The organism is Paenibacillus elgii NBRC 100335, assembly GCF_004000865.1.
GTDB lineage: Bacteria > Bacillota > Bacilli > Paenibacillales > NBRC-103111 > Paenibacillus_G > Paenibacillus_G elgii.
Genome location: NZ_BIMB01000024.1, coordinates 48,890 through 75,668 on the forward strand (window position 1 = coordinate 48,890; position 26,779 = coordinate 75,668).

The following is a 26,779-nucleotide window of genomic DNA, read 5'->3' on the forward strand; positions in this document are numbered from 1 at the left end:
GATTTCTTTTGGTATTGCGCGATAGTTGTCGAATGAAACCGAATCATCTGGTACAATATGGGTGAACCTGTGATTAGGAGTGATAGAGTTGCCTGACGAAACGAATACCTGTCAAGTACGGATTGAGCCTTGGGCGGAAGCTGATCTTGATCTGCTGTATCGCTTGAATACGCCAGAGATGCTGGAGCATCTTGGAGGTCCTGAGACGGAGGAGCAGCTTCTCGCGCGCCACAAGAGGTATGTGGAGATCGAACGGAAGGGGACTGGCCGCATGTTTGGCATCCTCCTGCTGCCAAGTCTCGAAGCGGTCGGCAATATTGGGTACTGGGAGCGAAGCTGGCAAGGAGAGACCGTGTACGAGACCGGATGGGGCGTTCTGCCGGCATACCAAGGCAAAGGCATTGCGACCATAGCAGCCGCGGCCGCCATAGCCAGCGCCAGGGCCGAGCGGAAGCACAGGTACATGCACGCGTTCCCGTCCGTCGATAACCCCGCATCCAACGCGATCTGCCGGAAGCTGGGCTTCCAGTTCGTCGCCGAAAGCAGCTTCGAATACCCGCCGGGGAGCATCATGCGATGCAACGACTGGCGCTTGGACCTCGACGCGAGCGTAGTATAGTTATGAGATAGGGAGGATTCCAAAAGTGGAAGCGTTGATTGAGGAATACGGCCGCGGATATGAGCTGCTGCGGGAAGCCGTCGAAGGATTGACGGAAGAGGAGCTTCGTTTCAAGCCGGCTCCGGACAAATGGAGCATTCATGAAATTCTCATTCATCTTGCAGATTCCGAGCTGGTCTCGACACAGAGGCTGAAAAAAGTGTTGGCAGAGGACGAGCCGCTGCTCACGTCGTGGGAACAGGACGTATGGGCGAAAAACCTCGGCTACGAGAAACAGGACCGCGATCAGTATCTGCTCCTGTTTCAAATGCTGCGTGCCCATATGCAGCCTGTGCTGGCCCATCTGACAGTCGATCAAAGCGAGCGGGTGGGGGTGTATGAAGACGGGGCGAGGTTCACGTTTCGCCAAATGCTGGAATACCGCGTCAAGCATGTCCGTATCCACCTTGCGCAGATCGAGCGGATGAAAGAGGCTTGCCGGCAGAGCCAAGTATAAGCTTTTTGGAGGCCATCCCAGCGGTTGGGCATGGCCTCCTGCTATTGTTTTCGCCAGATTACCCTTCCAGCACATCCGCGTCCAATTCGCCTGCAATCTCCATCATTTTGGGGATTACCGCTTCGTTGGAGCCGGATACGTAAATATCCCCCTGATAATGACGGAAGGGGATCTTGCTTTCGCCGAAGGTCCACATGAAAAAATCCCCCTCAATGGACATGGTGGTTGCCCCTGTCACCGTAAATACCGAGGTATAGGCAAAGTCGGGTTTGGTCGAAAAATACTGTTTGCACTCCTCCAAAGAAATGCCTTGCTCCGAAGCTCCATTTTCCTTAAATTCTCTTGTAATCCGATAACGTTTGCTCATGGAAATCCTCCTATTTCGTTCTTCAAATATTTATTTCCGATGATGATGTCATTGACTCGCTGGATCGTCGTCCCGGTTCTGGGGACATCGGCGGTTCTATGGAGCAGCAGCCACCGGAGACATGCAATCGCTTCAAACCTCCGGATTTCTTCCGTATCGAATTCACTGCCCGATAAATAGGCATTACGGAATGCAGAGGCCAGCATTTCTCCATTATAGATATGGATTAAGAAGCTCGACCAAGCCAAATCGTACATGGCGTCCCCTAATTGCGTATTGGTCCAGTCGATGATGGTGTACGTTCCTTCGTTGTCCAGAATGTTGCCCAAGTTAAAGTCGCCGTGAATGAGCTTGTTTTGTTTCAGCCCGGAGCTTGAAACCAACGGGAGCAGCTCGGCCCGGATGTCTTGATGCTCTTCAATTCCCGGATAGAAATAAGGAATGAAATCGTATGTTTTAAGGAGCGCAGGGTCCAACTCCTGAACCGATAATCGATGCAGTCCCAGCAGCAAGTCGGCGAAATCTTTTGCGTGTCGGCTCGTGATTGTTGAAGGCGGGCTGCCGTCGTAGCTCGTTAACAATACTTTATGCCGGGAAGGGGTATATCCCCATCCATAAGACGTTGAGACGGAGATACCTCTGTGCCGAAGTGCGGCCAGCAGCCCATGTTGAAAATGCACATCCGGATTCGAAGCTTTGTTCCATATTTTAAGCACGGCGCAGTCCGTACGGGAACAAAATTTCAACACGTTGGCTTCCAGTCCGGCCGGTATGGGAGTAACGGTTAGTTCTTGGCTCAGCAATTCGTCAACGAAGCTCGTTTTCTCGACCCAAATCACCTCGCTCAGGCGCTCCACATCTGACCTCCTTTCTCATCCTAAACGCGATTTTCCGGGGATCTGCCGATGAAACCGAAATAAAAAAGCCGATTCAAGTCTTGAAGCATGGATTCACTTGCTTGTTGCAAAAACCCGGGCCGCGCCAAAGCTTCTTTAAACAGTTGGATATACACCATTGCGGCTTCCATCGAAATACTCGGGTCAATATAGCCTTCCTTTTTTCCTTGATCAATCAATTTTTCGAAAAAAGGCAAGGTTTTGTTTTGATAAAACTGCTCCAGGTAGTCGCGGATCGCCGGATCGCCGGCCGTTGCTCGAATGAGGTTCACATTCAATTGGTTGGCAATTTCGCTGCGGTCGCACAAGATCAGATCCATTTTTTGCTGAAACGGGATCTCTGCCCCTAAAATGTCTTCGTACTTTTCCAGCGTCGTATCCATGTAATGAACAAATGTCATTCGGATAAGCTCATCCCGGCTTCCAAAATAATTATAGATGGTAACCGGGGAGACGTTTGCCTTTCTGGCGATATCGGCGATACTCAGCTTATCGAGCTCGTAAGTGAAAATTAAATCGAATGTTGTTTTGAGAATGAGTTCTTTCTTCTTTTCCGTACGAAGCCGGTACCCGTTCATGTGTTCACCTCGCAACTACTATACTAAATGATTTGTAGCGAATCAATTTGTAAAAGGGAAAAAAAGGTTGAGCCAAAGCATTCTTTTGTATATTATGAATAATATGAATTAATTTTATTCAAAATATACAAAAAAGAGGTGCTTAAAGATGAAAGTCGTGAACGGTACCGGACCTGTCGGCTTAAAACCGCGCATACCGGGCCCGCGGTCGGTATTGGGCTGGAAAATGAACATGCTACGCTTTTTCCGCAGCCCGTTTGCTTACCAACGCTGGTTGTACGATACTTACGGCAAGCTGATCGCCTTAAGCCAGGGGGACCATCCTTCCGTCATTTTTGCCTTCGGGCCCGAATATAACCATCAAATCGTTACGAATCCGCATTTCTTCGAGATTAGCTCCGGACTGGTCAAAATCCCGAAGCACACCGTCTTGGGAAAAATGTTTTATACGAACCTTATCCTCATGTCCGGAGAAAAGCATAAGCAGCATCGCCGTCTGATGCAGCCTGCCTTTCATCATGAACGGATCAGGCAGTACGGAACAGATATGATCGGGCTTACCGAACGGTTGACGGACGAATGGCAGGGGCGTGCCGAGATCGAACTCAATCGAGAAATGAAGAAATTGACGCAGCGGATTGCGGTGAAGACGCTGTTTGGATTGGCTAACGAAGAAGAGCTGGATGAGATGGGGACGCTGATTACGCAGATGACCAAGTCGATACTATGGGTGACTCTCGCGCCGGTGAATCTTCCTTATACGCCGTATCGCCGGGCTTTGCGTATTGCCGAACGGTTGAATGCCCTTATCCGTTCCTTGATCGAGCGGAAAAGATCCGAACCGGAGGCTGCTGATGTTCTTGCCTCTCTGATTCATGCTCACGATGAGGACGGCGCGAGGCTTACGGATGAAGAGTTGGTCGGGCACGCCTTCACTTTGTTTGTCGCAGGACATGAGACGACGGCCAATGCGCTGACGTGGACGATTTTTCTGTTGAGCCAGCACCTTGATGTGATGTCCGACCTTCTGGAGGAGTTGAACGGAGCGATGGGGGGGAGCGAACCGAGTCTGGAAAAGCTGAATCAATTGCCTTTGCTCGAAGGTGTGGTGAAGGAAAGCTTGCGCTTGCTGCCGCCTGCGCCGATTGGAGCCCGGGTGACGACGGCTTCGTGCGAGCTGGGAGGGATGACGATACCGCCGAAAACGAATGTTTACTTTAGCCAATTTATCACGCACCGGCTGTCCGAGCTCTATGAAGAGCCGAATCGCTTTATACCCGGGCGCTGGAACACGATCAAACGGACTCCTTATGAATTCCTGCCGTTTAGCGCAGGACCGCACATGTGTATCGGCTGGGGCTTCGCTATGCAGGAGATGAAGGTGGTGCTGGCGATCCTTCTGCGGCGCTACCGGTTTTCCGTTGTGCCCCACGCCAAAATTAGTCCGAATCTGGTCATGCGTCCCGTGAACGGAATGCCGATGCGCATCGTTCCCCAAGATGGCAAATTCGTGCGGGTACCGGTTCGAGGTACCATTCGGCAGCTCGTCGATTGGTAGCCTCCTATTGCAGCCCGAGCTCTTGACAAAGCTCGACCAATTGATGCACGCCATAGAATTGCTGGCGATTGCGCTGATGGATGCTTACCAGCGCATTTTCCGCGACCTTCTTCGCTTGCTCGATGCTGTGATGTTCTACGGCTTGAACGATCTCTTTCATATTTTCCAAGAAATAGACGGTCCTGCGCAGTGTGCGAATGAGCAAGATTTGCCGTACATGCATCGGTGTGAAAATCCGGTAGCCATTCTCGGGATCACGTTCCGGCGAGATGAGTCCTTCCTTTTCCCAATGCCGGATCGCGGAATCCTGCACTCCGGTGAAAGCGGCGACTTCGCCAATGCTCATGTGGGTTTTCGGCTTTTTGTTCGCAGCGAGCGGGAGCTCCGGATCTCGCAGCAGCTCCAGCGTCTGGTCGGCAGCGGTCTTTTCGTGGTGCAGGTTGGCCTGCTCTTTGTTGACGAGCCAGAAGGCGGTGTCCACATCTCCGTTTTGAACGAGACGAAGCACTTGGCAAGTGAGCCCGACGCCAAAGGCAGGAAACATCGCGCGAAGGCAGCGAAAGTAAGCCAAGTGCACCTTGGTATAAAGGCGGTACCCGTTAGGAGCGCGTTCGGGGGCCGGAACGACGCCCCAAGACTCGTAATGCCGCAAAGCACTCGTGCTAATGTGCAGTTCCCTGGCAATCTCGATCGGCTTGTAATACCTCATCTCCGGGCCTCCTTCACGAACGAAGCAAAAGTAGATTTCCACTATACCAAAAGCGTCTCGCTTAAGCAAACCTTGAATTAAAAGATTCAAGCAAATGATAAACTATATGATGAAGGCTAAAATACGAGGTTTCTTAAAATCAGTGCTTGGCGAAAACCAATATATCAACGAATGGCTACTTTTTTCACTGTTGCGTATGACATTTTGTTTACGACAAATTAGGCCACCCCGCCGGGTGAATATTCCACCTTAGTGGGTCAGCAAAAAAAGGTAGTTTGACTGGTCGGCAACCGGAATCCCCAAACATATTACGGATAGATCCTTCAAAATGGCGTAGCTTTTCTGTTCAACGGGACCGAAAGTTAACCGCGTTGTTGAAATTTGAAAAATCAGGAATGTTCGTTCTATAATTAAGGCGACAAGCGCAGCAGGCCGTGACAAATCCTGCCAATACAGTATAAAGGAGTCGGGTACCGAATGAACGAACCGGACTGGAAGGAAGTAGAGGAAAGGCTATTCCAGGAAAGTGTTTCCGCCATAAAGCAGTTTTCCGCTGAGCATGCAAACGAAGAAATCTGTTACTTCGCCTTTGATTCCGAGCCATACTATGGTTACGTGCTCCTATGCTTTGACACAACAGAGAACTCTGTTTTAGAGGCGAAGCGTTCTGCCGAAAGGGCACTTGACTTTACCGCTCAATCCATCAAGAAGGGCATGAATTGGCAAATGGCCAATTCGTACATGACCGGCGCCAATTTGCTGCCATTTACCAATAATACCGGCGATTTTAAATACCAGGGCTACACGCAAGTCGACTTTCAGGGCTGGCAGGAATTTGCAGATAGTGACGCTTATCCGAAGGGGTATTCGGAAGACCAGGATTATTTGGAAGGCAATTTGTCCATTGTTTTCTGGAAAGTGATTGACCGGCTGATTCGGGAGAATCATTTTTTCGTTCTGAAAATGGCCTCCCCATTTTTCGCAGGTTATGGGTTTCATGATAAGGATCAGGTTCTGCTTAGAATTATCAATTGGGGCAATGAAGAGGGCAAGATGTGACGGCGGAATCAATATTTTTAATATAACGTCAGAGACCTTCAAGTCCTCGAAGGTCTCTTTTACGTTGTCCAGCTTGTCAGTTTAGGACATATGTCCTTTCCCAATCCTTCGATCTGTCATTTAATAATGGAAAAATGTATAGTTAGGGAGAGGGAAGACGTGCGAGGGAGTTTATTTGCGTTTTTGGGCGGGGGCTTTATTACCCTGCAAGGAGTAGCCAACTCCCGGATTAGTCAAGACATCGGCACATGGCAAGCGGCGACGCTCACCCAGTTCACCGGATTCGTTGCGGCGCTGCTGATCCTGATCTTTATGCGCGACGGGAGTTTGCAGGGATTCAAGCAAGTGAAGCCGCTATACCTGACCGGCGGCGCTTTCGGAGCAGTCGTTATTTTCAGCAACGTCACGGCGATACATCAGATCGGCGTTACCTTGACGATCGCCGTGTTGCTGATTGCGCAGCTCGGTCTGACTTTCATCATTGACTGCACCGGATGGTTCGGCGTGGCGAAGCAGAAGATGGGGCTGCCGCAGTTCATCGGGATCGCGATGATGATCGCCGGTGTGGTCATCCTAAAATTTTGATCGCTGCAAGTTGAGGCTGGAGGCCGGAGCATGAAGGAAATTCAAGATCGTGAACAATTAAATCATTATTTGCGGGCATTTCAGCTCGAATCCGTATTCCACGAACCATTGCTGCCGCATTTGTCGCTGTACGGGTTCGAGCAGGGGGATCTCATCTGCACCCAGGGCCAAGCTCCGGAATATCTGTACGTGCTTGTGAACGGGAAGATCAAGATTTATACCACCTCGTCGGAAGGCAAAACGCTCGTTCTTTCTTTCAAGACGCCGCTTGAGGTGATCGGGGACGTCGAGTACGTGCGCGGGACGCCCATTCTCAATATGGTCGAAGCCGTATCGTCCGTCTGTATGATCGGCATCCATTACCGCTGGCTGCACAAATACGGAAAAGATCATGCGCCGCTGCTGCGGTTTTTGCTGGAAATCATTACGCAGAAGTTTTACATCAAGTCCAATTCGCTCAGCTTCAATCTGATGCATCCGGTGGAAGTGCGTTTGGCCAGCTATCTATTGTCCGTCACCTCGGACGAATCCGATTCCCGATTGGAAGGGCAGCTAAGCGCAGTCAGTCTGTCGGACGCGGCGAATTTCATAGGAACGAGCTACAGACATTTGAACCGGGTCATCCGGCAGTTCTGCATCAAAGGTCTCGTTGAGCGGGACAAAGGGGTTATCGTGGTGAAAGACAGGAATGGATTAAGCGCGCTGGCCGGTCATAATATTTACGAGCACAATCGGGGAAAAGGGGAGACGCGGTTATGATGGTAGGGCTGTCCTTGTCGCTTATCGCAGGCTCGCTGGTCGGGCTGCAAAATATTTTTAACAGCAAGGTGAACGAGCGCGCGAGCTCTTGGGCTACGACGACATTGGTATTGGGACTGGGCTTTCTGGCTTCGCTGACGCTCGGTCTGATCGTGGAGGGAACGGATTTATTTGCGCCGCATCCGATGCAGACCTGGTACTGGTTTAGCGGCTTGATCGGCGTAGGGGTGGTCACCTGTGTGGTGCAGGGGATACGGCTGCTTGGTCCTACGTTTGCCGTCTCGATCGTGATGGCGGCGCAGCTCGGGTTTGCATTGTTGTGGGACTCGATGGGATGGCTCGGTCTGGACAAGGTTCCTTTTACGTTCAGCAAGCTGATCGGAGTGCTGGTTATTGTCGGCGGCATCGTTGTGTTTAAATTGGGCGGCAGACGCGGGGCGCCGCGGGAACCGTCCAAAATGCCTGCGGGCCATTCTTGACAAGAAGCTCCCGCGGCGCCTTGCCGGAAACAGACCTTTGCCTGAGGGCGAAGGTCTGTTTTTTTGGGGATTGTACGGCCCGCTGCATCATTCCGCTGCCTCCGGCTGCTCCGCATGCATGCGAAATAATTGAATGTACAGCGCGATACTGATGCATGCAACCGCCAAAATGATACTGAATATTCCCATAGGCGGCACCCAATTGGACAGGAAAACCGTCATCGGCGCCAAAAATCTCCCAATCGTGAACTGGAGGTTATCGGCTCCCATGTACTGTCCTCTGGCATGCTCCGGGGCATAGCGGCTAATAAAGCTCTGGGTGACCGGAGAGCGTACAATTTCACCAAAGGTAAAGATGATCGTAATGAAAAACAAAAACCATATATTGGTGCCCAGTCCGAGGGAGAAGGTGCCTACTCCGGACAACAGCGACGATAGAATGAACACATTACGTTCTTTCCAATGGCGGAACCATTTTGTCACAGGAAGCACAAACAGGACAAACAAAAGACCGTTTAAGCCCAGCACCCAGCCAAAAATCTCCGTACTCGACAGCACAAGGGAGCCGTCGTTCCATGTGAACAGAGGCTGAGCAGGGACCTCGTTGATCACGTATACCGCCAAGTACAAATCCAATTGCATAATGGGGATCAGGGCAAAGATGCCTGCCAAAATATAAACGAGGAACACTTTATCCCGAAAAATAATACCGTATCCCTTCAACTGCTCCTTAAATACGCGGGTAATCGGAATGGAGGCATCCGGGCTGCTTTTCGCCGACTGCGGCAGCGTTTCATGAACGATGAAATACATTGCGATGAAATACAGCAGCAGGACCAAGGCGCAGGTCCACAACAGCTCTTGCCGGTAATGGAAGAAGAAGACGGCGCCAAGCGCAGGTCCGAGCACGGCGCCAATGTTATTGGCCGTCACGAACGTTGCGAAGATCTGGCGCCGGTTTTGCGCAGGCACCAGGTCGGCCACCATAGCGGAGCTTGCAGGTCTGTAGATGGCTCCGCCCAACCCAATGCCGATAAACGCGATATAATCCGTCCAATGGGATGACGACATCGCAAATAACGCAAACATTACTGTCTGAAGCGAAGCGCCCAGCAGCATTACGGGACGCCGTCCTACCCGGTCGGCTAAAGCTCCACCGAGCAGACTTCCGATGATGCTGAATATAGGGGGGATGGCCATCAAAATGCCGGCGATATGGCTGCCTAACGCCGCACCAAAATAGACCGTGATAAACGGATAGTACATCCAAAACAGCAGGTTAAACAGCCCTTCGCCGAATAACCGCACTTTCAAATTGGGATTCCATAAACGGATTTGCACTTCAAAACCTTATCCTTTCCACAACGAAACTTGTTAGGATTCCCGGCCGGGTATACAAACTATAGAACGATATCCAGAAAAAGTATAGACTTATAATTAGGAATGGTTTATACTAATAATAATGAAAATTGAATAAGCCGAGTTTTATTTTAACTGATTCAAAAATCGAACACTTGTTCTGAAATGCGAGAGGCGCTTCCATTGGGAGCGTCTTTTTTGATGCAGTTGCATTAGGGGAGCAATATGTTAAAATTATCCTTATTCGACATGAGCATTGTACGAAGGGGGAGCGTGAATGACGGCGGGAGTCTGGAACTTTGTTTTCATGTTCTGGGCTTCCGCTGCTTTTGTTTATGTCTTGAATGAGGCGAGGTGATCCGGCGCGTGCGGAGCATTCCGGCAAATCCATTAACCAAAATGAGCGTGAATTACCAGCTGATTTTGCTGTTTTTGCTCATGGTCAGTCCTGTTTTTATGCTGCAATGGTACGGAAATATGAAGGCCGAGCAAATTTTGAAGCGGAACGTGACGAACGCCTATCTGGAATTAAACAAGCAAAATCTAAGTCTGCTCAATCGGGACATGGATTCGATCAATCGAATCACCATGACCATTATCCAAAATCCGCTTACGCAGCAGATGCTTCCGGACGGTACGGACACGGTTGTGACGCGGGTCGGCAAATACGAAGCCTTGGACAAGCTGCTCAAAAGCTACTCGATCGGGGGAGACGGCGGCGGAGCTGTAGCTTTCTCCTTATACGTCAACGATCCCAACGACGATTATTCGTTTGCTCCGAAAGTCAGGCAGGCCGCGCAAGCAGGCGTTTTTTTCGTTTCGGATCGGAATCAGCCGGAATGGTTTCGGGAAGCGCTTCAAAAGCAAGGCAAGGGCGAGCTCAAAATTATCGACAATTTCGATCCGTCGTCCGACCAAGGAACGCTGAGTTACGTCCGTGCCGTGAACAATATCTCGCATGGAAACGGCGTCATCGGCGTATTGGTGGTGACCAAGCTTGAACGGATGATCGAAAACGATTTTCGCAGCGTCCAATTGCCGGACGGAGAAATTTATTTAACCGACTGGTCCGACCGGATTCTTGCCTCAACGACGAAAGGCGCGGGAAGCACGCTTCCGCTTCCGCCCGCCGCCAAGGACATGACGGCCATGGAAGGTATTCTGGACGCCGTGCATTCGGATTATATTTACGTCGTCAACTACAGCTATTTGCTCCAGCAAAAGCTGATTTACCGCATTCCGATCCACTCCTTGCTTCAGCAGCAAAACGAGCTGAAACGGGTCATTCAATTAATTTCCGTTGTTTATTCGATGCTGGCGTTTGTCGTCGTGATGTATTTCTGGAGATCGTTAATGAATCCGATGCAGAAGCTGGTTCATGTTATAAGGAGCTACGTTCCGGGCAAGCCGGTGCGGAAAACGGCCGGGCGCAGGAGGAACGACGAGCTCGGCGTGCTGATTACCTCCGTCTATGACATGGCCGACCGATTGAATTATCTCGTGAACGACAAGTATCAGCACGAAATCAAGCAGAAGGAAGCGCAGCTGCAAATTTTGTACCAGCAAATCAACCCTCATTTGCTGTATAACACGCTGGAAAGCATATATTGGAAAAGCACGCTGGAAGGCAAGGGCGAATCCGCCGAGATGATCAAAGAATTGTCCAAGCTGATGAAAATCGGCTTAAGCAGGGGCAGAGAGCTGATTACGATCGGCGAAGAGATGGAGCACGCCGCCGCCTATATCAGCCTGCAGCAGCGGAGATACGAGCATAAGTTTCGCGTGGAGTGGAAGATTATGGAGGACGTACGTCCGCTGCTGATTCCGAAGATTACGCTCCAGCCGCTAATTGAAAACGCTATTATTCATGGTGTGAAAAATATGGGGGAAGACGGGGAAATCGTCATATCCGCCGTACTGCAGGACGATAAGGTGACGGTTCGCGTGGAAGATAACGGCTTCCGGGAAGCGGATCTTAATGCGATCCGCCGATCGCTGCACGAAGAGCATCCGGGCCCGTCCATGGGATACGGCATACGCAACATTCATCAGCGGGTCCGGCTGCATTTCGGGGATGCTTACGGGCTCGACTATGCGAGAAATCAACCGCACGGAACGGTCGCCACAATCACTTTGCCCAAGCGCGAAGCCGTTCCAAACGGACAATAAACTGGCGAGGTGGCTTGGAATGTACAATATTTTGCTTGTGGATGACGAACCTCTGATTTGTCAAGGCTTAAGCCAGCTATTGGCTTCTTCGGGATTGAATATCGATCAGCTCTTTATTGCGCATAGCAGCTACGAAGCGATGGACTATATCCGCATGGAAGAAGTCGACCTGCTGATCACAGACATCCAGATGGGCGAAATGAGCGGGATCGAACTGATGCATCAAGCGAAAATGGCCAAGCCGTCGGTGCAATCGATCGTTGTTTCCGCCTACGAGACGTTTCAGTATGCGCAATTGGCGATGAGATTGGGAGCGAAGGATTACTTGATCAAGCCGCTGAACAGCAGCCATTTTCTGGATACCGTGCGCAATGTATTGCTCAAAATGGACAAAGCGGCGGCGGTAACCCACGATGAATTTATCGCTGAGCTGAGCGACCGGTTCCGAATGGAGGAGCCCGACCGGACGAAAACGGAGGCGCTGAACCGGCTGCTGGCCGATCCCGCGGGCGCTTCGGTTGAGCGGCTTGTGCCGATGGCCTCCTTGCAAGGGCCATATTTTGCCGTCCTTAAAATCAAGCCGGTTGTTCCACCCTCCCAAGAAGGGACTCGATTCCTCGAAAAGGATCTCGCCTTATTGCAGTATGCCGTATTGAACGTGGCGTGCGAGCTGCTTGACGGTCAGTGGAATCATGCCGCTTTTTATTCGCCCGATCATGAGATTTCGATCATTCTGCAATGGAACGACGAAGCCTATGGAGATAAGAGCATCAACAAAATCAACCAACTCGACATGATTGGCAGATCGCTGCATGCGAATGTGCGGAAGTATTTGTCGCTGCCATGCGTGGTTGGCATAAGTCAGATTATGAAAGGAATCGAGTTTCTGGGCGCTTTGAACGAGCAGGCGCGGAAAGCGATCCGCTTTCACCGGGAGCATCAGGATCATTACGTGTTTTACTACGGCGATTTTAGCTGGAATCCGGCTTCCCATGAGGCGACCGAGGAGGAAATGGTCGTCCATCACAATCAAATTGTGGATACGGCCAAGCAATATATCCATCGGCACTTTGGGCAAAAAGGGCTGACGCTTCAGGAGGTCGCTCAGCAAAGTCACGTGAGTCCGAATTACTTGAGCTATTTGTTCAAGAAAAAAACCGGCTACAACCTTTGGGATTATGTCGTGAAATTGCGAATGGAGGAAAGCCGGAGGCTTATCACAAGTACGGATATGCGCCGCTACGAAATCGCCGATAAAGTAGGGTATGAATCGCCGGAGCATTTCAGCAAAATATTTAAAAAGTATTATGGCGTCAGTCCGAGCGAATTGAAAAAGTAAAATCGCCAATGATCCCGATAGGATTGCACATGTTCAATTTCCCTTCACATTTTTACAATTGGAGTCAAGACCTGTGAGAAATGAGGGAAATCCGCTGTGTATCGAGTCGTGAAAAGACATCTGTGGGGTTATTTGTTTATTTTGCCGGCTGCCGTTATTTTCGGCTTGTTCTTATGGACGCCGATTGTCAAAGGCTTCGTTTACAGCCTGTACCACGTTGATTTTATGAAAGGCAACACCTTTGTCGGCTTCGACAATTATGTCAAAGTGCTTCGTGATCCCGATATCGGGCGCGCGGTGAAGAACACGCTGTATTACATGTTTCTGGGGCTTATCATCGGCTTCTGGGTGCCGATCGTCTTTGCGATTGCCATCTCCGAGCTGAGGAGGTTCCAAGGGTTCGCCCGCATCGCTGCGTACTTGCCGAACGTGCTTCCCGTGGTCGTCTTGTACGGGCTGTGGCGATGGATCTTCGACCCGGTCGGCCCGATCAATGCGGTGCTGAGCAAGCTGGGCTTCGAGCCCGTTTCGTTTATGACCGACCCGAGCTGGTCCATGGCCTCGCTGGTCTTTATGGAAACCTGGCAGCAATTCGGCGGCGCGCTGCTGATTTATTTGGCCGGCTTGCTCAGCATTCCCCGGGATTGGTACGAGGCGGCGGAAATCGACGGGGCCGGCGTCTGGCAGCGGATACGCTACATTACGCTTCCTTCGATCAAAAGCCTGATCTTGCTTTTATTGATTCTGCAAATCATCTCGACCTCGCAGGGCTATCAATCCCAGTATGCCATGCTCGACGGCGGTCCCAACAAAACGACGCTCACCTATGTTCTGCTTATCGTGAAGTATGCGTTTACGAGCCAGGATTACGGCGCAGCGTCCGCCTTGGGCGTGCTGATGTTTTTCGTGCTCGGTGGATTGGCTCTGGTTCAATCCAAGCTTACCGGCAGGGAGGGGGCTTGAGCATGAGCAAACACGAACGCGGCATTCTTTCGAGCTACGATTTGCGGAACCGCTCCGTTCGGTTCGGCTATGCGGTCATGATCGCGGCGATCCTCGTCATGGTCTGCACCATGATCTATCCGATTCTCATTACGTTTTTTAACGGGGTCCGGCCCAATACGGAGATGAACACGTTTCCGCCCCGGTTTTTCCCTTCGGAGTGGCATTTCGAAAATTTCGGGCAAGGGTGGAACTATATCCATCTACTGCTGTTCCTTCGCAATACGTTTATCATTTTCGCGGGCAACTTAATCGTGACGGTCGCCGTGCTGGGGTTGGCGGCATTCAGCTTGACGCACATGAACGTGCCTTACCGGAAGCAGATCGGCGCCTTTTTCTGGATTACGCTCTTTATCCCGCCGACGACCTATATTATTCCGAATTTTATGAATTTGAAGGAGCTCGGGCTGCTGAACCAATTTGCGGCGTTCTGGCTGCCTGCGGCGGCCAACGCTTTTTACTTGCTGCTGCTGAAAAACTTCTTCGGCGGCCTGCATCCGGAAATCTTCGAAGCGGCGAGAATGGACGGCGCGTCCGACGGAACCTGCTTTTTCCGGATTGCCTTTCCTTTGTCCGTGCCGATTTTTGCGACGTTATCGATCTTTATTTTTTCGGCGGTGTGGAACGATTGGTTCTGGCCGTCGATCGTGATGCACAGTGACAACGGATATCCTCTGGCTACGGCCATCTACAAGTATGTCCTGCAGGCCCGCAGAATGAATCTAAACCTGCGGTTCGCGATCTTGTTCATGGTGATGCTTCCGCCGGTCGTCGTATTTCTCCTATTCCAAAAGTTCATTCTGCGCGGCGTACAGCTGGGAGGAGTGAAAGGGTAGCGGGCGAGCAGCTTTATCGTAAACCTGCGCATAATCCGGATAGGAATACGCCTCGTTTCGGAGAAAGGGTCCGATTAAGATGGAGATTAGATACACATCCAACAGTTGGAAAGGGGAATTCCAATGCGCGAGCGCAACGCACTACTCGCATCGACGATGTCACTCTTTATGCTAGGCTCCATGCTCACCGCATGCAGCCCGGACGCCAGCCCCGCCGCCGACGGCGGGAACAATTCGGCTTCGTCCGGCAAGCAGAAAAAAATCACCATCAGCGTCTATTATCCGACGCCTGATCTCGTGGAAAAGCGGGCGCTGGAGGACGATAAAATCCGGCGGTTTACGGAGAAGTATCCGGACGTGGAAATCGTAAAAAGCGACTGGCAGTACGATCCGAACCAAATCGGCATCAAGATGGGCGCCAACGAAGCCCCGACCCTATTCAACACGTATGCGACGGAAGGCAAGTTTTTGGCGGAAAAAGGATGGGCGGCCGACATTACGAGCCTGTTCAACGCTTATGAGTTCAAAGATCAGATGAACCCGATTTTGCAGCAGCAATTCGTCATCGGCGGCAAAATTTACGGGATCGCCCAGCAAGGCTATGTGACCGGGACCATCGTCAACAAAAAGATGCTGGAGGATAAAAAGATCGCGGTACCGCCGCTCGATTGGACGTGGGACGATATGTACAACACGGCCAAGGCGGCAGCCGAGCCTGCCAAGGGCATCTCCGGCATTGCTCCCATGGGGAAAGGGAACGAAGCCGGGTGGAACTGGACCAACTTCCTGTTCGAAGCGGGGGGAGACATTCAGAAGGTAGAGGGCGGCAAGGTCACGGCACTCTTTCATTCCGAGGCGGGCGTGAAAGCGCTGCAATTTTACCGAAGCTTGGCATGGGAGGCGAAAGCCATTCCGAAGGACTGGGCGCTTGGGTGGGGCGACGCTGTCGGAGCTTTTGCCCAGAGCCGGACGGCCATGGTAATCGCCGGACCGGACGGTCCGATCGATCAGGCGCTCAACCAAGGCGGCATGAAGCCTGCCGATGTGATCTTTTACCCGATGCCGGCTGCGGCCAAGGGCGGCAAGCATACCGGCGTGCTCGGCGGCGACTATCTGGTCATCAATCCGAAAGCGACGCAAGAAGAGCAAGAGGCGGCATTCCGTTACGCAACGTTCGACTATTTCTCGGACAAAGGGCTGGCTTCCATCGAAGCGAGCATCCAGCAGCGGAAAAAGGACAGTAAATATTTTGTGCCTCCGGTGATCGAGTACTTCACTTCCGACTCCGCTTACGGCAAAAAGGTGAAGGCCGTCTACGACAAATACGATAACGTCTATCCGTACTCGCCCGACATCACGAAGTATCTCGACGGGAAGCCGGAAGCACAGTTCAATACGCAGGATTACTACGCGACCATAACAAGTGTCGTGCAGGATGTCTTTTCGCGCAAAGACGCCGATCCGAAAGCGGTGCTGGATGCGGCGGCGAAGTTGGTTCAGGAAAAATATTACAACCCGATCAAGGTGGAGTAGGAAGCTGTTGTTCGCTAGGACGTACGTAGAATCTTATATTTTTGAGAAAAGAGCGGTATGCAAAATGAAAAGAGTCCCTGTCAGTAGCTTGGCTGGCAAGGACTCTTTTGCTTATGGGGCTTCCGATATTAGCCGCCCCAACCATTATGATCGAGCATCTTTACCGAAGGCTCCTGTGGCTGTGGCGGCACGATGATTCCACTTAACAAGATCAACCCCATCATTAAGGACAGAATTATTTTTTTCATACGTTGAACACTCCTTCGACAATTTGTTTGTAGCCCAGTTTTTGTTGCTCTGTAGCATACTCACTATGTTTCCGAAATAATGAGATGCATTTTTCAAAGCCAGTGTAATAATTCATTCTATGTGCCAAATAAAGAGTATATAACAATTCATCAATGCCGCCAACAATACGTTTTTTGGCGAAATCATACTTTGCTTTCTCATACCAAAAATGAAATAATTGAGTTCCGTTTATGTAGGTTACATCAGAGTTTACAGGAGGGAGCATAATTGAAAATTTGTTCAAAATGTTATCGGCGTCAAAACGAAACTGATTAGCTGATTCAACAACCGATAAAAGACTTGGCAAAATTTCTTCAGGGCACTGATCCAAGAAATCCGACAGTTCATTAAGGACTTTGTTATTGCCGATTTTCAATTCGAGATTGTACATATTCGCCTTGCCCCAAGTTCGAAATTTCTCAACCTCCTTTTTCCCCAAGTCATCAAGGGACTGGAACCATCCAAGGTCGGAATACTCTGCAACGCACTTTTTTGCTTCTTCGTATCGACCTTGCATAGCAAGGACAAAACCCTTGATGCGTAGCCCATGACCATAATATACCACTAAATGCCGTTCGGTTTGTAGATTTTTAACATATTTTTCATTTTTTAATTTATCGTAAGCAGCACAAGCACACGCATACATTTCATCTCCATAAAGTTCCACCCTTTTCCAATCGCCTAGTGAGTAACAAACATTCGCCATCATCAGCAGAGCGTCGAGTCGATTATTTTCTGGCAAGCGATTGTAATACGGCTCAAACTGTCCTAATGCTTCTTTATTTCCTTCCGAACTAATCCCTACCAGGCATTGAAATAACCGAAATTGACACAGGAGGAAGGTTTGGTCGTTATGATCAGTTTCCCGATCAATGACATAACGATATAAAATTGCTGCCTCCTCCTTTTTCTTCTCTCCAAAAAGGTGCTCAGCTACTGAATAGAATTGATCTTTCATTCCTGGCCCAAACCAGCTAACATTTGTCATTTGTCCCAAACGCTCCCTTCGATTTATACCATAATATTACATGTGGAAGATTTTACACGCAATATATATCTTTTTTATGATGTTACGTTGACATCATAAAAACAGAGAAATACAAGGGGGGAACAACATAATTCGACATCAATAGGCAAATTAATACATATTTTTGCATTATATTTTGGGTAAAGCCTAGCAATATCGTCAGATTTAGTACTACTAAATGCTCATAAAAAAGTAATTTTGTCCCATGCGTTTCTGTTGTCATTAATGGTATTTTTTAGAAGGGACAATACACCGGCCGGTTCTTTGTTCCAAAAAAATCAAAGGAGAACAATCTATGAAACTTAAAAAAGTCGTATATGCATCCGTAGCTTCGACGGTACTTACTTTTTGCATTCTGGGGAGTGCATTTGCCCAAACGCATCAAGAACCAAACACAATTTCAAAACAAGAAGTGGAGAAAAGATTCGAGGTCGCAAGAAATGAATTGAACTCTGTGGGAGTAACGGAGGAAACGATTGCGAAGCTGGGTGATAAAGTTGATTTTGTTTCAAAGATCGTGAAAATCAACAGTTTCAACAAGGAGCAAGCAGCCAACTTTATCCAAGGTATTGTTAACCCTAAATTCGACAAAATGATCTCTGGCAAAGCACTCCCTGAAGGTGGATTTGAAGTAAACGGACAAAAAGAACCGGGATTTGGGACGGAAGAGAAATTTAAACGCCTGCAACAAAAAAATGATGTCACCTCTTCTACATCCTCACGGAATGGATACGCGATGGACACAGGAGCGCATTATATTTATACTTCGACCAAAGGGTACCATAAGGGATACATGCATGTTCAATTCCCTCAAGTTTATCTGGGAAACAAGAGTACAAGAGCAATGGAGTTTTTTGGTTTTTACCATGAAACAGGTGGAGGCGGGGATGCCGGACTATTCACTAGGGATGGGCGGTATTGGAAATTAGGAATGAATATTTATCCTGCTCCTCCGGGCACGACTGGTTGGTGGGAAGGAGGTAAAGAAATCGATAAAAACGAGCACGCCGAAGTTCTTTTAGTATCATGGGAGGAAAACGATTCACTATTTACAAGTGCATTTAATCGGTATACAGGCAATCAATTAAGCGCTATATCCTTCTATGCACCCGGACACAGTTTTGATAAGTATAATCCAACTACCGCTGTAAATAACGAGCATTCTTTGGCCTTCTTCAGAAATGAGGGCGATTTAACTGATGGCTCATACAGCCAATACGGTAAGCACTTTAATGTCTTACTTGCGGATTCGAATGGTTATACTGTTAACTGGGACTATTCAAAAACAAGTTCAGAAGGTAAATCTGGCACATATGATGAGCAACGAACAATTAAAGGTGTGTATGGTACACCTTTTAGCAATGAGGTTAATATTTATTTTGATTTGCCAAGACGGTAATTTTAATTGAAATAAAGGCTCTCGAAGTATGAGGGCCTTTATTTTTTACAACGCAACTTTCTTAAATTACTTTCGTCAGTTGTAAATAGTGAGTTTAGTTTACATTTAAAGGAGGTATTGTTTTATGATTGGACGCAAGTTTTTATTAGCAACACTATGCATAATGATGTTTCTTTGCGGATACAGTGGTGTACATGCGGAAGAAATTGAATTTCAAGATGTTAGCAAGGATCATTGGGCCATAGATACCATACAATGGGCCGTTAAGGAAAAAATAGTGGATGGGTACCCCGATAATACTTTTAAACCGGAACAAGTTGTTGGACAAAAGGAATTTATAACCCTTCTGATCAGGACATTTAAACCTTCAGATTTTAGTCTAGATGATCCTAATAATACGGGTGAATGGTCTTACCCGTATACACACTTTGCCTTTAGTTACGGATGGTATGTGATCGTTCCTTTCCATCAGCCCAAGGGTTCTGATATTGGCCTAGCCCGAGGTCAAGCAGCCAAAATTATTGCAGATGCTACAGGCAAAAACTATAGCCAAAAGGATTCTATTCGTTATCTTCTGGACAACGGCTTTGTAGAAGGGAAAGTTGACAATTCATTAGATGGATTCAAGGAAGGTGATCCACTTACAAGAGCCGAAGCTTTAACCATGATTAAACGTGTACGCTCTAAGCTGGACAAATTGCAAAAATCACCAGAGGAAACCGTTAAATACGAACCAAAATCCGAAAAATAATAATCTCCCCGAAAAGGTCGCAATGTGTTTTACATGCGATCTTTTCAGTTATTAGGACGCCGGGGCCGACGAGGTGCCGTGCTCGAGAGGTCCGTAATATTGCGCCTGATCTTCATAACATACAACCTTGAAACGAAGGCGCGAAATATTAGAATGGTAATCAGCACGCACAGCGCTTCTGCCTTGCATCTTGTACAGCCTGTCGTGCTGTGTATCCAAGGGGGGAGGAGGTACGGACGGGAAGCCTAACTGGTAGCATTAAGCCATGGGGGAGGCGATAAAGAAGAGCATTGAAGCAGAGGAAGCGCAATACGTGCAAGCTGGTTCTAGAATATTGAACAAGGAGGTAGTCTTATGAATATGCCGTTTCGCTTAAAGGGAAGAGCGCATGTTCCGATGTGGATACTTGTTTTTTGTTTGGTGCTTACTCAAGTCGGATGGGTTCCCGAGAAGGCTCAGGCCGCGACGAATTTGGCTGCAGGCAAACCGATTACCGCAAGCAGTTCTGTCGATGTCTATCGTGCGGCGAACGCGAACGACGGCAATCCGTCAAGCTATTGGGAAAGCGCAAACAACGCTTTTCCGCAGTGGCTGCGGGTCGATCTCGGCGCGGTCAGCACGATCAACCAAGTCGTTCTCCGTCTGCCGCCCGCCTGGGAGAAGCGCTCCCAAACCTTATCCGTCGCGGGCAGTACGGACGATGTTAACTACAGCACGCTGGCCGCTTCTGCCGCTTATTCGTTCGATCCCGCCGGTGGAAATGCCGTAACGATCTCCTTCGCAAATGCCGGCGTAAGATACGTGAAGTTGAATTTTACCGCCAATACCGGCTGGCCGGCGGCGCAGTTATCCGAGCTGGAAGTGTACGGTCAAACGACGCCGCCACCGCCGGGCACCTATGAAGCGGAGTCGGCCCAATTATCGGGTGGAGCCAAAGTCAACACCGATCATGCCGGCTATACGGGGACGGGATTTGTCGACGGCTACGGGAATCAAGGAGCAGCGACGCAGTTCACGATAAACGTAAGCTCCGCAGGCAAATACAACGCCATTTTGCGATATGCCAACGCCATGGGAGGAGACCGCACGCTCAGCCTGTACGTCAATGGAACGAAAATCAAGCAGACGGCTCTGCCTTCCTTGGCGAACTGGGACACCTGGTCGACCAAGTCGGAGAGCGTGAATTTAAACGCCGGCAACAATACGATAACATACAAGTATGATCCCGGCGATTCAGGAAACGTGAACCTTGATCAGCTTCAGATCGTCGAAGGAACCGGATCGGAGCCAAGGTCCGCTTTTGCCACCATCGAGGCTGAAAGCTACGATAGTCAATTCGGCGTGGAGACCGAAAACGCCAGCGAAGGCGGATTGAGCATCGGTCATATCGACGAAGGGGATTACGTCGTCTATAAAAATATCGATTTCGGAACCGGAGCATCGATTTTCGAAGCCAGAGCAGCGAGCAATACCGGAGGTGGAACGATCGAGGTCCGGCTGGACGGCCTTACAGGCACGCTCGCCGGCACGTGCGTTTTGCCAGGCACGGGTGGTTGGCAGACATGGATCACGAAATCATGCGGAATCAATTCTATCAGCGGGATGCACGACCTGTATCTCAAGTTTACAGGCGGTTCCAACCTGTTCAATCTGAATTGGGTTAAGTTTTCCAATCCGACGACTCCGATTCCGACAAGAGGCGCAAAAATGCCTTACGATATTTATGAAGCGGAGGATGGCGTGATCGGCGGCGGGGCGGCTATCGTAGGTCCGAACCGCAATGTCGGCGATTTGGCTGGCGAGGCTTCCGGACGGAAGGCGGTTACCCTGAATACGACGGGCAGCTTCGTGCAGTTCACGACGAAAGCCGACACGAATACGCTGGTGATGCGCTTTTCCATTCCCGACGCTCCCGGCGGCGGCGGAATCAATTCCACGCTCAATATTTACGTCAATGGCACGTATACCAAATCGATCGACCTGACTTCCAAGTATATGTGGCTTTACGGCAGCGAAACCTCGCCGGACAATTCCCCCGGCGCCGGTGCTCCAAGGCATATCTACGACGAAGCGAATATGATGTTCGATCAAACGATTCCCAAAGGAAGCACCATCAAGCTGCAAAAAGACCCCGCCAACACAACGACATACGCCATTGATTTTGTCAGCTTGGAGCAAGTATCGCCCATTGCCAATCCCGACCCGGCCAAATATGTCACGCCGGCCAACACGTCGCACCAAGCCGTTCAGGATGCGCTGGATCGGGTGCGTATGGACCAGACCGGCAAGCTCGTCGGCGTATATCTCCCTGCGGGAACCTACGAAACGAGGTCCAAATTCCAAGTCTACGGCAAACCGGTGAAGATTACCGGCGCCGGCCCCTGGTATACGAGGTTTGTGGCTCCTGCGAATCAGACGAACACTGATATCGGCTTTTATGCAGGCTCCGGCTCCAACGGCTCCACCTTTGCGAACTTTGCGTATTTCGGCAACTATGTTGCGCGGATCGACGGACCGGGGAAAGTATTTGGCTTCACGAACGTTTCCGACATGACGATCGACAACGTTTGGGTGGAGCATCAGGTTTGCATGTTCTGGGGGCAAAATGTCGACCGCACGGTGATCAAAAACTCCCGAATCCGCAACGTATTCGCGGATGGCATCAATTTTACGAACGGCAGCACGAACAATCTCGTCAGCAATGTCGAGGCTCGCGGAACGGGGGACGATAGCTTCGCTTTATTCAACGCCATCGATGCGGGAGCGCCGGATGACAATGCGGGCAACGTATTCGAAAATTTAACCTCGCTGCTCACATGGCGCGCAGCCGGCCTCGCGGTATACGGAGGCACCGGCAATACGTTCCGGAACATTTATATCGCAGATACGCTCGTTTATTCCGGCGTAACGCTAAGCTCCCTCGATTTTGGCTACCCGTTCCGGGGCTTCGGCGCTTCGCCGCAAACGACCCTCGAAAACATATCGCTGGTCCGCACGGGCGGGCACTTCTGGGGAAATCAGACGTTCCCGGCGATCTGGCTGTTCTCGGCCTCGAAAGAGTTCCGGGGCATCCGCATACGTGATATGGATATCGTCGATCCGACCTATCACGGGATCATGTTCCAGACGAAGTACAATGGAGCCTCTCCTGAAAATCCCGTCACGGACACGGTCTTTTCCAACGTGACGATTTCAGGCGTCCGCAAGAGCGGGGACGCGTATGACGCCAAGTCGGGCTTCGGCATCTGGGCCAACGAAATCGAAGGAGGACCGGCCGTAGGTTCCGCCGTATTCAACAATCTGAAGTTCCTCAATATGGGGCCCGGCACAACGAATATCAAAAATACGACTTCAACCTTCAAGGTTACGGTTAACCCGTAAACCTGTAAACAGACCTTTGCCGTATACAGGCTGAAGGTCTGTTTTTTTCGCTTTTTATACAGTGCTCGCCAAAACATCATTGTTGGGACCAGCACTGGGGCAGACCGTGTGGACGGAGCGAAGTTGAAGCCGAAATGGATTCGGTGTCGTGCGATTTCTCAACGAACGAAGACGAGTCAGCTTAATAAAGCAGCGGCAATCCAGGACGTAATATTCCAGTCCAAGGCTGCCGCTGCTTTCCTTATCGAAGAATTACTACTGCATCCACTTTAAACGGCCAATCGCAACAAATAGAGCAAATGCTAAGAAAATGATGTTCACGACAATTTCTCTATATTCGCCTCGCATCATATGGAATACGGCACCGAAAAGCACGATTGCCGCAAGTCCGGCCGCGGCAGTCGGCGTCAAAACAGGGACGATTTTTGCGGCTTGAGGCAAAATTAAACCTATTGCTCCAAGCAATTCCACTAAGCCAATAAAGAAAACGAGATCTTTTGGAACATCACTCACCCATGTCCAGGACGTTTTTGCTACTTCATACTGAAACGCCTTCAACCAACCGGAATAAATAAATCCTAAGGCTAATATCCCTTGTGCGATCCATAAAACGACATTCATAAATTACGCCAACTCCTTATCACTTTCATCTATTCATATCCCAACCTAACGAACGTTAATCCATACTGTTTTTTCTTCAATCGCCTCCTCTTGTGTCTATTGAGCTCTAGGTGCATAATAATCTATAGCAATCGCTTTAGGAAGTAGTTACTTAAAATAAACGTAGTATACAAAAAGAAACCTAAGGTGGGTAGAGAAGGGAGGGTATATTCATGTCTACCTTTTGTAAATTCGAGACGGCGTTGGAGATCCTTGTCGGGAAATGGAAGCCAGTTATTCTGCTTCGCCTTTTTTCAAACGGAACCATGAGATTTAGCGAACTTCAAAAAGCGATACCGGATATCACCAAAAAAATGCTGACCCAACAATTACGGGAGTTGGAGTATCACGATATTGTTCATCGTGAGATCTATCGCCAAATTCCCCCCAAGGTGGAATACTCCATCACAGAATACGGTAAAGGGATGGCAACCATTTTGCAGGCGTTAAATGATTGGGGAGTAGCTCATGTCGAGCATTTAAATGAGTTATACGGTACGAATCATTCCGTGGAAGCGCACAGAAGTGATGCAATGGATAAATAGATTACGTGAACGGGTAACGTTAGTTGAATAAAGCAGCGGTAGTTTGGAACTTTATTTTCGTGTTCTGAACTGCCGCTTTCCCTTTTTCCAAGGGTCAGTCTAAAATTTGTCGCCTTGATCGGTCAGGCGATTTCGTTTTCGTTTGCAGAATGTTAACAAAGATTGTGAAAATGATCACTACCAAAATTACCCAAAGTAGATAATAATATGAATTACGGGCCCTGATCATTGTAGTATTCGGGAAGGAGGCTTTCGGTGAACATTGCAGTCTGCGTCAAACAAGTGATGCTGCAGGAGATGGCGGACGAAAGCAAAGAAACGGACGGTGCAAGCCGGGAAGCGAGCCAGTTGGTCAATAACGCGAACGATTACTATGCCGTGGAAGAAGCGCTGAAATGGAAGGACCGGTACGGAGGGACCGTGACGTGCCTGTCGATGGGACCGGAAAAATGCCAAGAGCAGCTTCGCGACATCGCCGCCTTAGGCGTCGACCGGATCGTCCTGCTGTCGGGCCGGGAATTTGCCGGGGCGGATACGTTGGCCACTTCGTATACGCTGGCGGCAGGAATTCGCAAACTGGGCGGCTTCCAGCTTGTACTGACCGGCGAGCAGTCGCTCGACGGAGAGACCGGCCAAGTCGGCCCGAGCTTGGCCGAGCAGCTCGGCATCGTGCATGTGGCAAACGTAAGCGAAATCTGCTCCGCGCAGGACGACCGGGAAATGGTGGTCAAACGGGAGCTGGAGGATCGCGAAGTCACGATCAAGCTGCCTTTACCTGCGCTGCTGTGCATCCGCAAGCATATCAACCAACCGCGGATTCCATCGGTTGTGGGCCTTATGAAGGCAAAGACCGCGCAAATTACGGTTTGGGGCCCGGATGATCTGGGGATTGAGCCGGGACGAGTCGGTCTAAGCGGATCGCCTACCCGGGTCGTTGGCGTATACCACCCGGCCGGAAAGGAGCGAAAGGCCGACGGGGAAATCGTCCGCTATGCGGACAACCGGCAATGCGCAGCCCGCATTTTGTCCAAAATCGGGGCCTGCGACGACAAAGGAACAGGAGTTTTCACATGAGCCAAATTCGCATTCTCCATTCAAATTGCATCGGATGCGGAACCTGTGTGCAGCTTTGTCCATTTGAAGCGTTGAGCTTGGCGGAAGGTCAGGCGCATGTCGACCACGACCGGTGTGTCGTATGCGGCTCCTGCGTGCCGGTATGCCCGGCGGATGCGATTGTCGACGATTCCTTACCGGATGATTTTATGCCCGGAGATTCCATGGTCGACTGGTCCATACCGGATGAACCGGACGCTAAGCGTATCGTTAAAAGTAACGAAGCGTCGTCATTTAGCGGCATTTGCGTCTATGCGGAGCATACCGACGGAGCGCTCGTTCCTTCGGTGGCGGAGGTGATCGGGGCTGCGAGGCAATTGACCGAAGGAACGGGGCTGCCCATATCGGCTGTACTCCTCGGCAGCGAGATCGGCCATTTAACCGGCGAACTGCTGGAACTTGGCGCCGATGAGGTATGGTTGGTCGACAGCCCGAATCTTCAGCCCTATGCGGAGGATGCGGAAGCCCGCTGCATGAGCGAACTGCTTGCCGAGCTGAAGCCGGCCATCGTGCTCGGAAGCGGCACCCGGCGCGGCCGTTCGATCTTCCCGAGAGTCGCCGCACGGATGAATACCGGATTGTGCGCGGACTGCATCAGCCTGTCGCTCGATCAGGACGCGGGCAACCTAGTTGTCACGAGGCCCGCGTACGGCGGCAGCATCGTCGCGAAAATCGTCATTCCGCACCAAAGACCGCAAATGGCGACGATCAAGGAGCACGTATTCCGGCCGGCCTCGAAAGTAAGCGCGCCTAGCGGCACCGTAAGGGATATGAGCTCGCAGATTCGCGTGTCCAAGACGGTGCTTGAAATTTTGGAAATCGTGAAGGGGCGAGCGGACCCCGCCAATCTGCTGCAGGCCGATACGATCGTTGCGGTGGGACGGGGGATCAAGAAGGCCGAGAACCTGCCGCTTATCTACGAATTTGCCGGAGCGATAGGGGCCAGCGTAGGAGCTACCCGGGCCGCCGTGGATCTGGGTTGGATGCATCCTTCCCATCAGATCGGCCAAACCGGAAGCATTGTCAAGCCCCGCGTCTATTTTGCCTGCGGGATTTCCGGGGCGCTCCAGCATACGGTGGGGATGGAGGAGGCGGAAACGATCGTCGCGATCAACTCCGATCCGAATGCGCCGATTTTCGATCTCGCAACTTATGGGATCGTAGGCGATCTGTTGGAAGTGATCCCGGCATTTATGGAGACGTTGAAAGCGGAGAAGCAGCAAATGGTATGACCAAGTAAACGGAATTGCAACTTTATGGAAAAGTACGGGA

25 protein-coding genes and 1 pseudogene are annotated in these 26,779 nt (G+C 50.3%); 18 read left to right on the top strand and 8 right to left on the bottom strand.

Annotation, left to right across the window (positions count from 1 at the left end):
• The first annotated feature begins 88 nt into the window (after nt 1–88).
• Nucleotides 89–619 (top strand): GNAT family N-acetyltransferase, encoded by a 531-nt coding sequence (locus tag PEL01S_RS18490; RefSeq protein ID WP_127461347.1) that lies wholly within the window; start codon nt 89–91, stop codon nt 617–619.
• Between the two features lie 25 nt (nt 620–644).
• Complete coding sequence (locus PEL01S_RS18495; protein WP_127461348.1) at nt 645–1,115, top strand: DinB family protein; 471 nt, start codon at nt 645–647, stop codon at nt 1,113–1,115.
• Nucleotides 1,116–1,173: 58 nt separating this feature from the next.
• On the opposite strand, the gene PEL01S_RS18500 is transcribed toward PEL01S_RS18495, so the two are convergent.
• The 4 genes and pseudogenes from PEL01S_RS18500 to PEL01S_RS35745 all read right to left on the bottom strand — a co-directional run.
• Complete coding sequence (locus tag PEL01S_RS18500) at nt 1,174–1,482, bottom strand: hypothetical protein (protein WP_127461349.1); 309 nt, start codon at nt 1,480–1,482, stop codon at nt 1,174–1,176.
• Nucleotides 1,479–2,339 carry a phosphotransferase enzyme family protein gene (locus PEL01S_RS18505; RefSeq protein ID WP_127461350.1) on the bottom strand — a complete coding sequence of 287 codons (861 nt, stop codon included), beginning with the start codon at nt 2,337–2,339 and terminating at the stop codon, nt 1,479–1,481. Before PEL01S_RS18505 ends, PEL01S_RS18500 begins: the two co-directional genes overlap by 4 nt.
• A 20-nt stretch (nt 2,340–2,359) precedes the next feature.
• The gene (locus PEL01S_RS18510) at nt 2,360–2,761 is read right to left on the bottom strand and encodes a hypothetical protein (protein ID WP_239551477.1); all 402 of its coding nucleotides are present in this window, start codon (nt 2,759–2,761) and stop codon (nt 2,360–2,362) included.
• 33 nt (nt 2,762–2,794) lie between these two features.
• Nucleotides 2,795–2,956: pseudogene (locus PEL01S_RS35745) on the bottom strand (TetR/AcrR family transcriptional regulator); the annotation flags it as partial.
• 148 nt (nt 2,957–3,104) lie between these two features.
• Here PEL01S_RS35745 and PEL01S_RS18515 point away from each other — a divergent pair.
• The gene (locus PEL01S_RS18515) at nt 3,105–4,514 is read left to right on the top strand and encodes a cytochrome P450 (protein WP_127461352.1); all 1,410 of its coding nucleotides are present in this window, start codon (nt 3,105–3,107) and stop codon (nt 4,512–4,514) included.
• Nucleotides 4,515–4,518: 4 nt separating this feature from the next.
• Here the strand turns inward: PEL01S_RS18515 and PEL01S_RS18520 are convergent, their stop codons facing one another.
• Nucleotides 4,519–5,223 carry a MerR family transcriptional regulator gene (locus PEL01S_RS18520; protein WP_127461353.1) on the bottom strand — a complete coding sequence of 235 codons (705 nt, stop codon included), beginning with the start codon at nt 5,221–5,223 and terminating at the stop codon, nt 4,519–4,521.
• 477 nt (nt 5,224–5,700) lie between these two features.
• On the opposite strand from PEL01S_RS18520, the gene PEL01S_RS18525 reads away from it, so the two are divergent.
• From PEL01S_RS18525 to PEL01S_RS18540, 4 genes are all read left to right on the top strand, one after another.
• Entirely contained in the window at nt 5,701–6,282 is a 582-nt protein-coding gene (locus tag PEL01S_RS18525) for a hypothetical protein (RefSeq protein ID WP_127461354.1), read from the top strand.
• A gap of 159 nt (nt 6,283–6,441) precedes the next feature.
• On the top strand, nt 6,442–6,867 hold the full coding sequence (locus tag PEL01S_RS18530; RefSeq protein ID WP_108533662.1) for a DMT family transporter: 426 nt from the start codon (nt 6,442–6,444) through the stop codon (nt 6,865–6,867).
• 30 nt (nt 6,868–6,897) lie between these two features.
• Complete coding sequence (locus PEL01S_RS18535) at nt 6,898–7,626, top strand: Crp/Fnr family transcriptional regulator (RefSeq protein ID WP_127461355.1); 729 nt, start codon at nt 6,898–6,900, stop codon at nt 7,624–7,626.
• Complete coding sequence (locus PEL01S_RS18540) at nt 7,623–8,105, top strand: DMT family transporter (RefSeq protein WP_063184552.1); 483 nt, start codon at nt 7,623–7,625, stop codon at nt 8,103–8,105. The genes PEL01S_RS18535 and PEL01S_RS18540 overlap by 4 nt, the downstream gene beginning before the upstream one ends.
• Nucleotides 8,106–8,192: 87 nt before the next feature.
• Here PEL01S_RS18540 and PEL01S_RS18545 read toward each other — a convergent pair whose 3' ends face one another.
• Nucleotides 8,193–9,446, bottom strand: coding sequence for an MDR family MFS transporter (locus PEL01S_RS18545; RefSeq protein WP_127461356.1), 1,254 nt, complete (start codon nt 9,444–9,446; stop codon nt 8,193–8,195).
• Nucleotides 9,447–9,830: 384 nt separating this feature from the next.
• Between PEL01S_RS18545 and PEL01S_RS18550 the strand changes: the two genes are divergently transcribed.
• The 5 genes from PEL01S_RS18550 (at nt 9,831) to PEL01S_RS18570 (ending at nt 16,343) form a co-directional block, all read left to right on the top strand.
• A complete protein-coding gene (locus PEL01S_RS18550) occupies nt 9,831–11,633 on the top strand; it encodes a sensor histidine kinase (protein ID WP_127461357.1) in 1,803 nt (600 codons plus the stop codon).
• A 19-nt stretch (nt 11,634–11,652) separates the two neighbouring features.
• Complete coding sequence (locus tag PEL01S_RS18555; protein WP_127461358.1) at nt 11,653–12,972, top strand: response regulator transcription factor; 1,320 nt, start codon at nt 11,653–11,655, stop codon at nt 12,970–12,972.
• 96 nt (nt 12,973–13,068) lie between these two features.
• The gene (locus PEL01S_RS18560; RefSeq protein WP_127461359.1) at nt 13,069–13,935 is read left to right on the top strand and encodes a carbohydrate ABC transporter permease; all 867 of its coding nucleotides are present in this window, start codon (nt 13,069–13,071) and stop codon (nt 13,933–13,935) included.
• A gap of 2 nt (nt 13,936–13,937) precedes the next feature.
• Complete coding sequence (locus PEL01S_RS18565; RefSeq protein ID WP_127461360.1) at nt 13,938–14,810, top strand: carbohydrate ABC transporter permease; 873 nt, start codon at nt 13,938–13,940, stop codon at nt 14,808–14,810.
• A 123-nt stretch (nt 14,811–14,933) separates the two neighbouring features.
• A complete protein-coding gene (locus PEL01S_RS18570; protein ID WP_127461361.1) occupies nt 14,934–16,343 on the top strand; it encodes an ABC transporter substrate-binding protein in 1,410 nt (469 codons plus the stop codon).
• A gap of 244 nt (nt 16,344–16,587) precedes the next feature.
• Here PEL01S_RS18570 and PEL01S_RS18575 read toward each other — a convergent pair whose 3' ends face one another.
• Nucleotides 16,588–17,619, bottom strand: a complete 1,032-nt coding sequence (locus PEL01S_RS18575; RefSeq protein WP_127461362.1) for a DNA-binding protein — start codon at nt 17,617–17,619, stop codon at nt 16,588–16,590.
• A 334-nt stretch (nt 17,620–17,953) separates the two neighbouring features.
• On the opposite strand from PEL01S_RS18575, the gene PEL01S_RS18580 reads away from it, so the two are divergent.
• The 3 genes from PEL01S_RS18580 (at nt 17,954) to PEL01S_RS34565 (ending at nt 23,189) form a co-directional block, all read left to right on the top strand.
• Nucleotides 17,954–19,057 carry a hypothetical protein gene (locus PEL01S_RS18580; RefSeq protein ID WP_127461363.1) on the top strand — a complete coding sequence of 368 codons (1,104 nt, stop codon included), beginning with the start codon at nt 17,954–17,956 and terminating at the stop codon, nt 19,055–19,057.
• 124 nt (nt 19,058–19,181) lie between these two features.
• Complete coding sequence (locus tag PEL01S_RS18585) at nt 19,182–19,808, top strand: S-layer homology domain-containing protein (protein ID WP_127461364.1); 627 nt, start codon at nt 19,182–19,184, stop codon at nt 19,806–19,808.
• A 354-nt stretch (nt 19,809–20,162) separates the two neighbouring features.
• Nucleotides 20,163–23,189 carry a carbohydrate-binding protein gene (locus PEL01S_RS34565; protein ID WP_163768335.1) on the top strand — a complete coding sequence of 1,009 codons (3,027 nt, stop codon included), beginning with the start codon at nt 20,163–20,165 and terminating at the stop codon, nt 23,187–23,189.
• 255 nt (nt 23,190–23,444) lie between these two features.
• Here PEL01S_RS34565 and PEL01S_RS18600 read toward each other — a convergent pair whose 3' ends face one another.
• Nucleotides 23,445–23,810: a DoxX family protein gene (locus tag PEL01S_RS18600; protein ID WP_127461365.1), complete on the bottom strand. Its 366-nt coding sequence runs from the start codon at nt 23,808–23,810 to the stop codon at nt 23,445–23,447.
• Between the two features lie 212 nt (nt 23,811–24,022).
• Between PEL01S_RS18600 and PEL01S_RS18605 the strand changes: the two genes are divergently transcribed.
• The 3 genes from PEL01S_RS18605 (at nt 24,023) to PEL01S_RS18615 (ending at nt 26,739) form a co-directional block, all read left to right on the top strand.
• Nucleotides 24,023–24,394, top strand: a complete 372-nt coding sequence (locus PEL01S_RS18605; RefSeq protein ID WP_127461366.1) for a winged helix-turn-helix transcriptional regulator — start codon at nt 24,023–24,025, stop codon at nt 24,392–24,394.
• A 255-nt stretch (nt 24,395–24,649) separates the two neighbouring features.
• On the top strand, nt 24,650–25,468 hold the full coding sequence (locus tag PEL01S_RS18610; protein ID WP_127461367.1) for an electron transfer flavoprotein subunit beta/FixA family protein: 819 nt from the start codon (nt 24,650–24,652) through the stop codon (nt 25,466–25,468).
• Nucleotides 25,465–26,739 (top strand): electron transfer flavoprotein subunit alpha/FixB family protein, encoded by a 1,275-nt coding sequence (locus tag PEL01S_RS18615; RefSeq protein WP_163768333.1) that lies wholly within the window; start codon nt 25,465–25,467, stop codon nt 26,737–26,739. The genes PEL01S_RS18610 and PEL01S_RS18615 overlap by 4 nt, the downstream gene beginning before the upstream one ends.
• Nucleotides 26,740–26,779 lie beyond the last annotated feature (40 nt).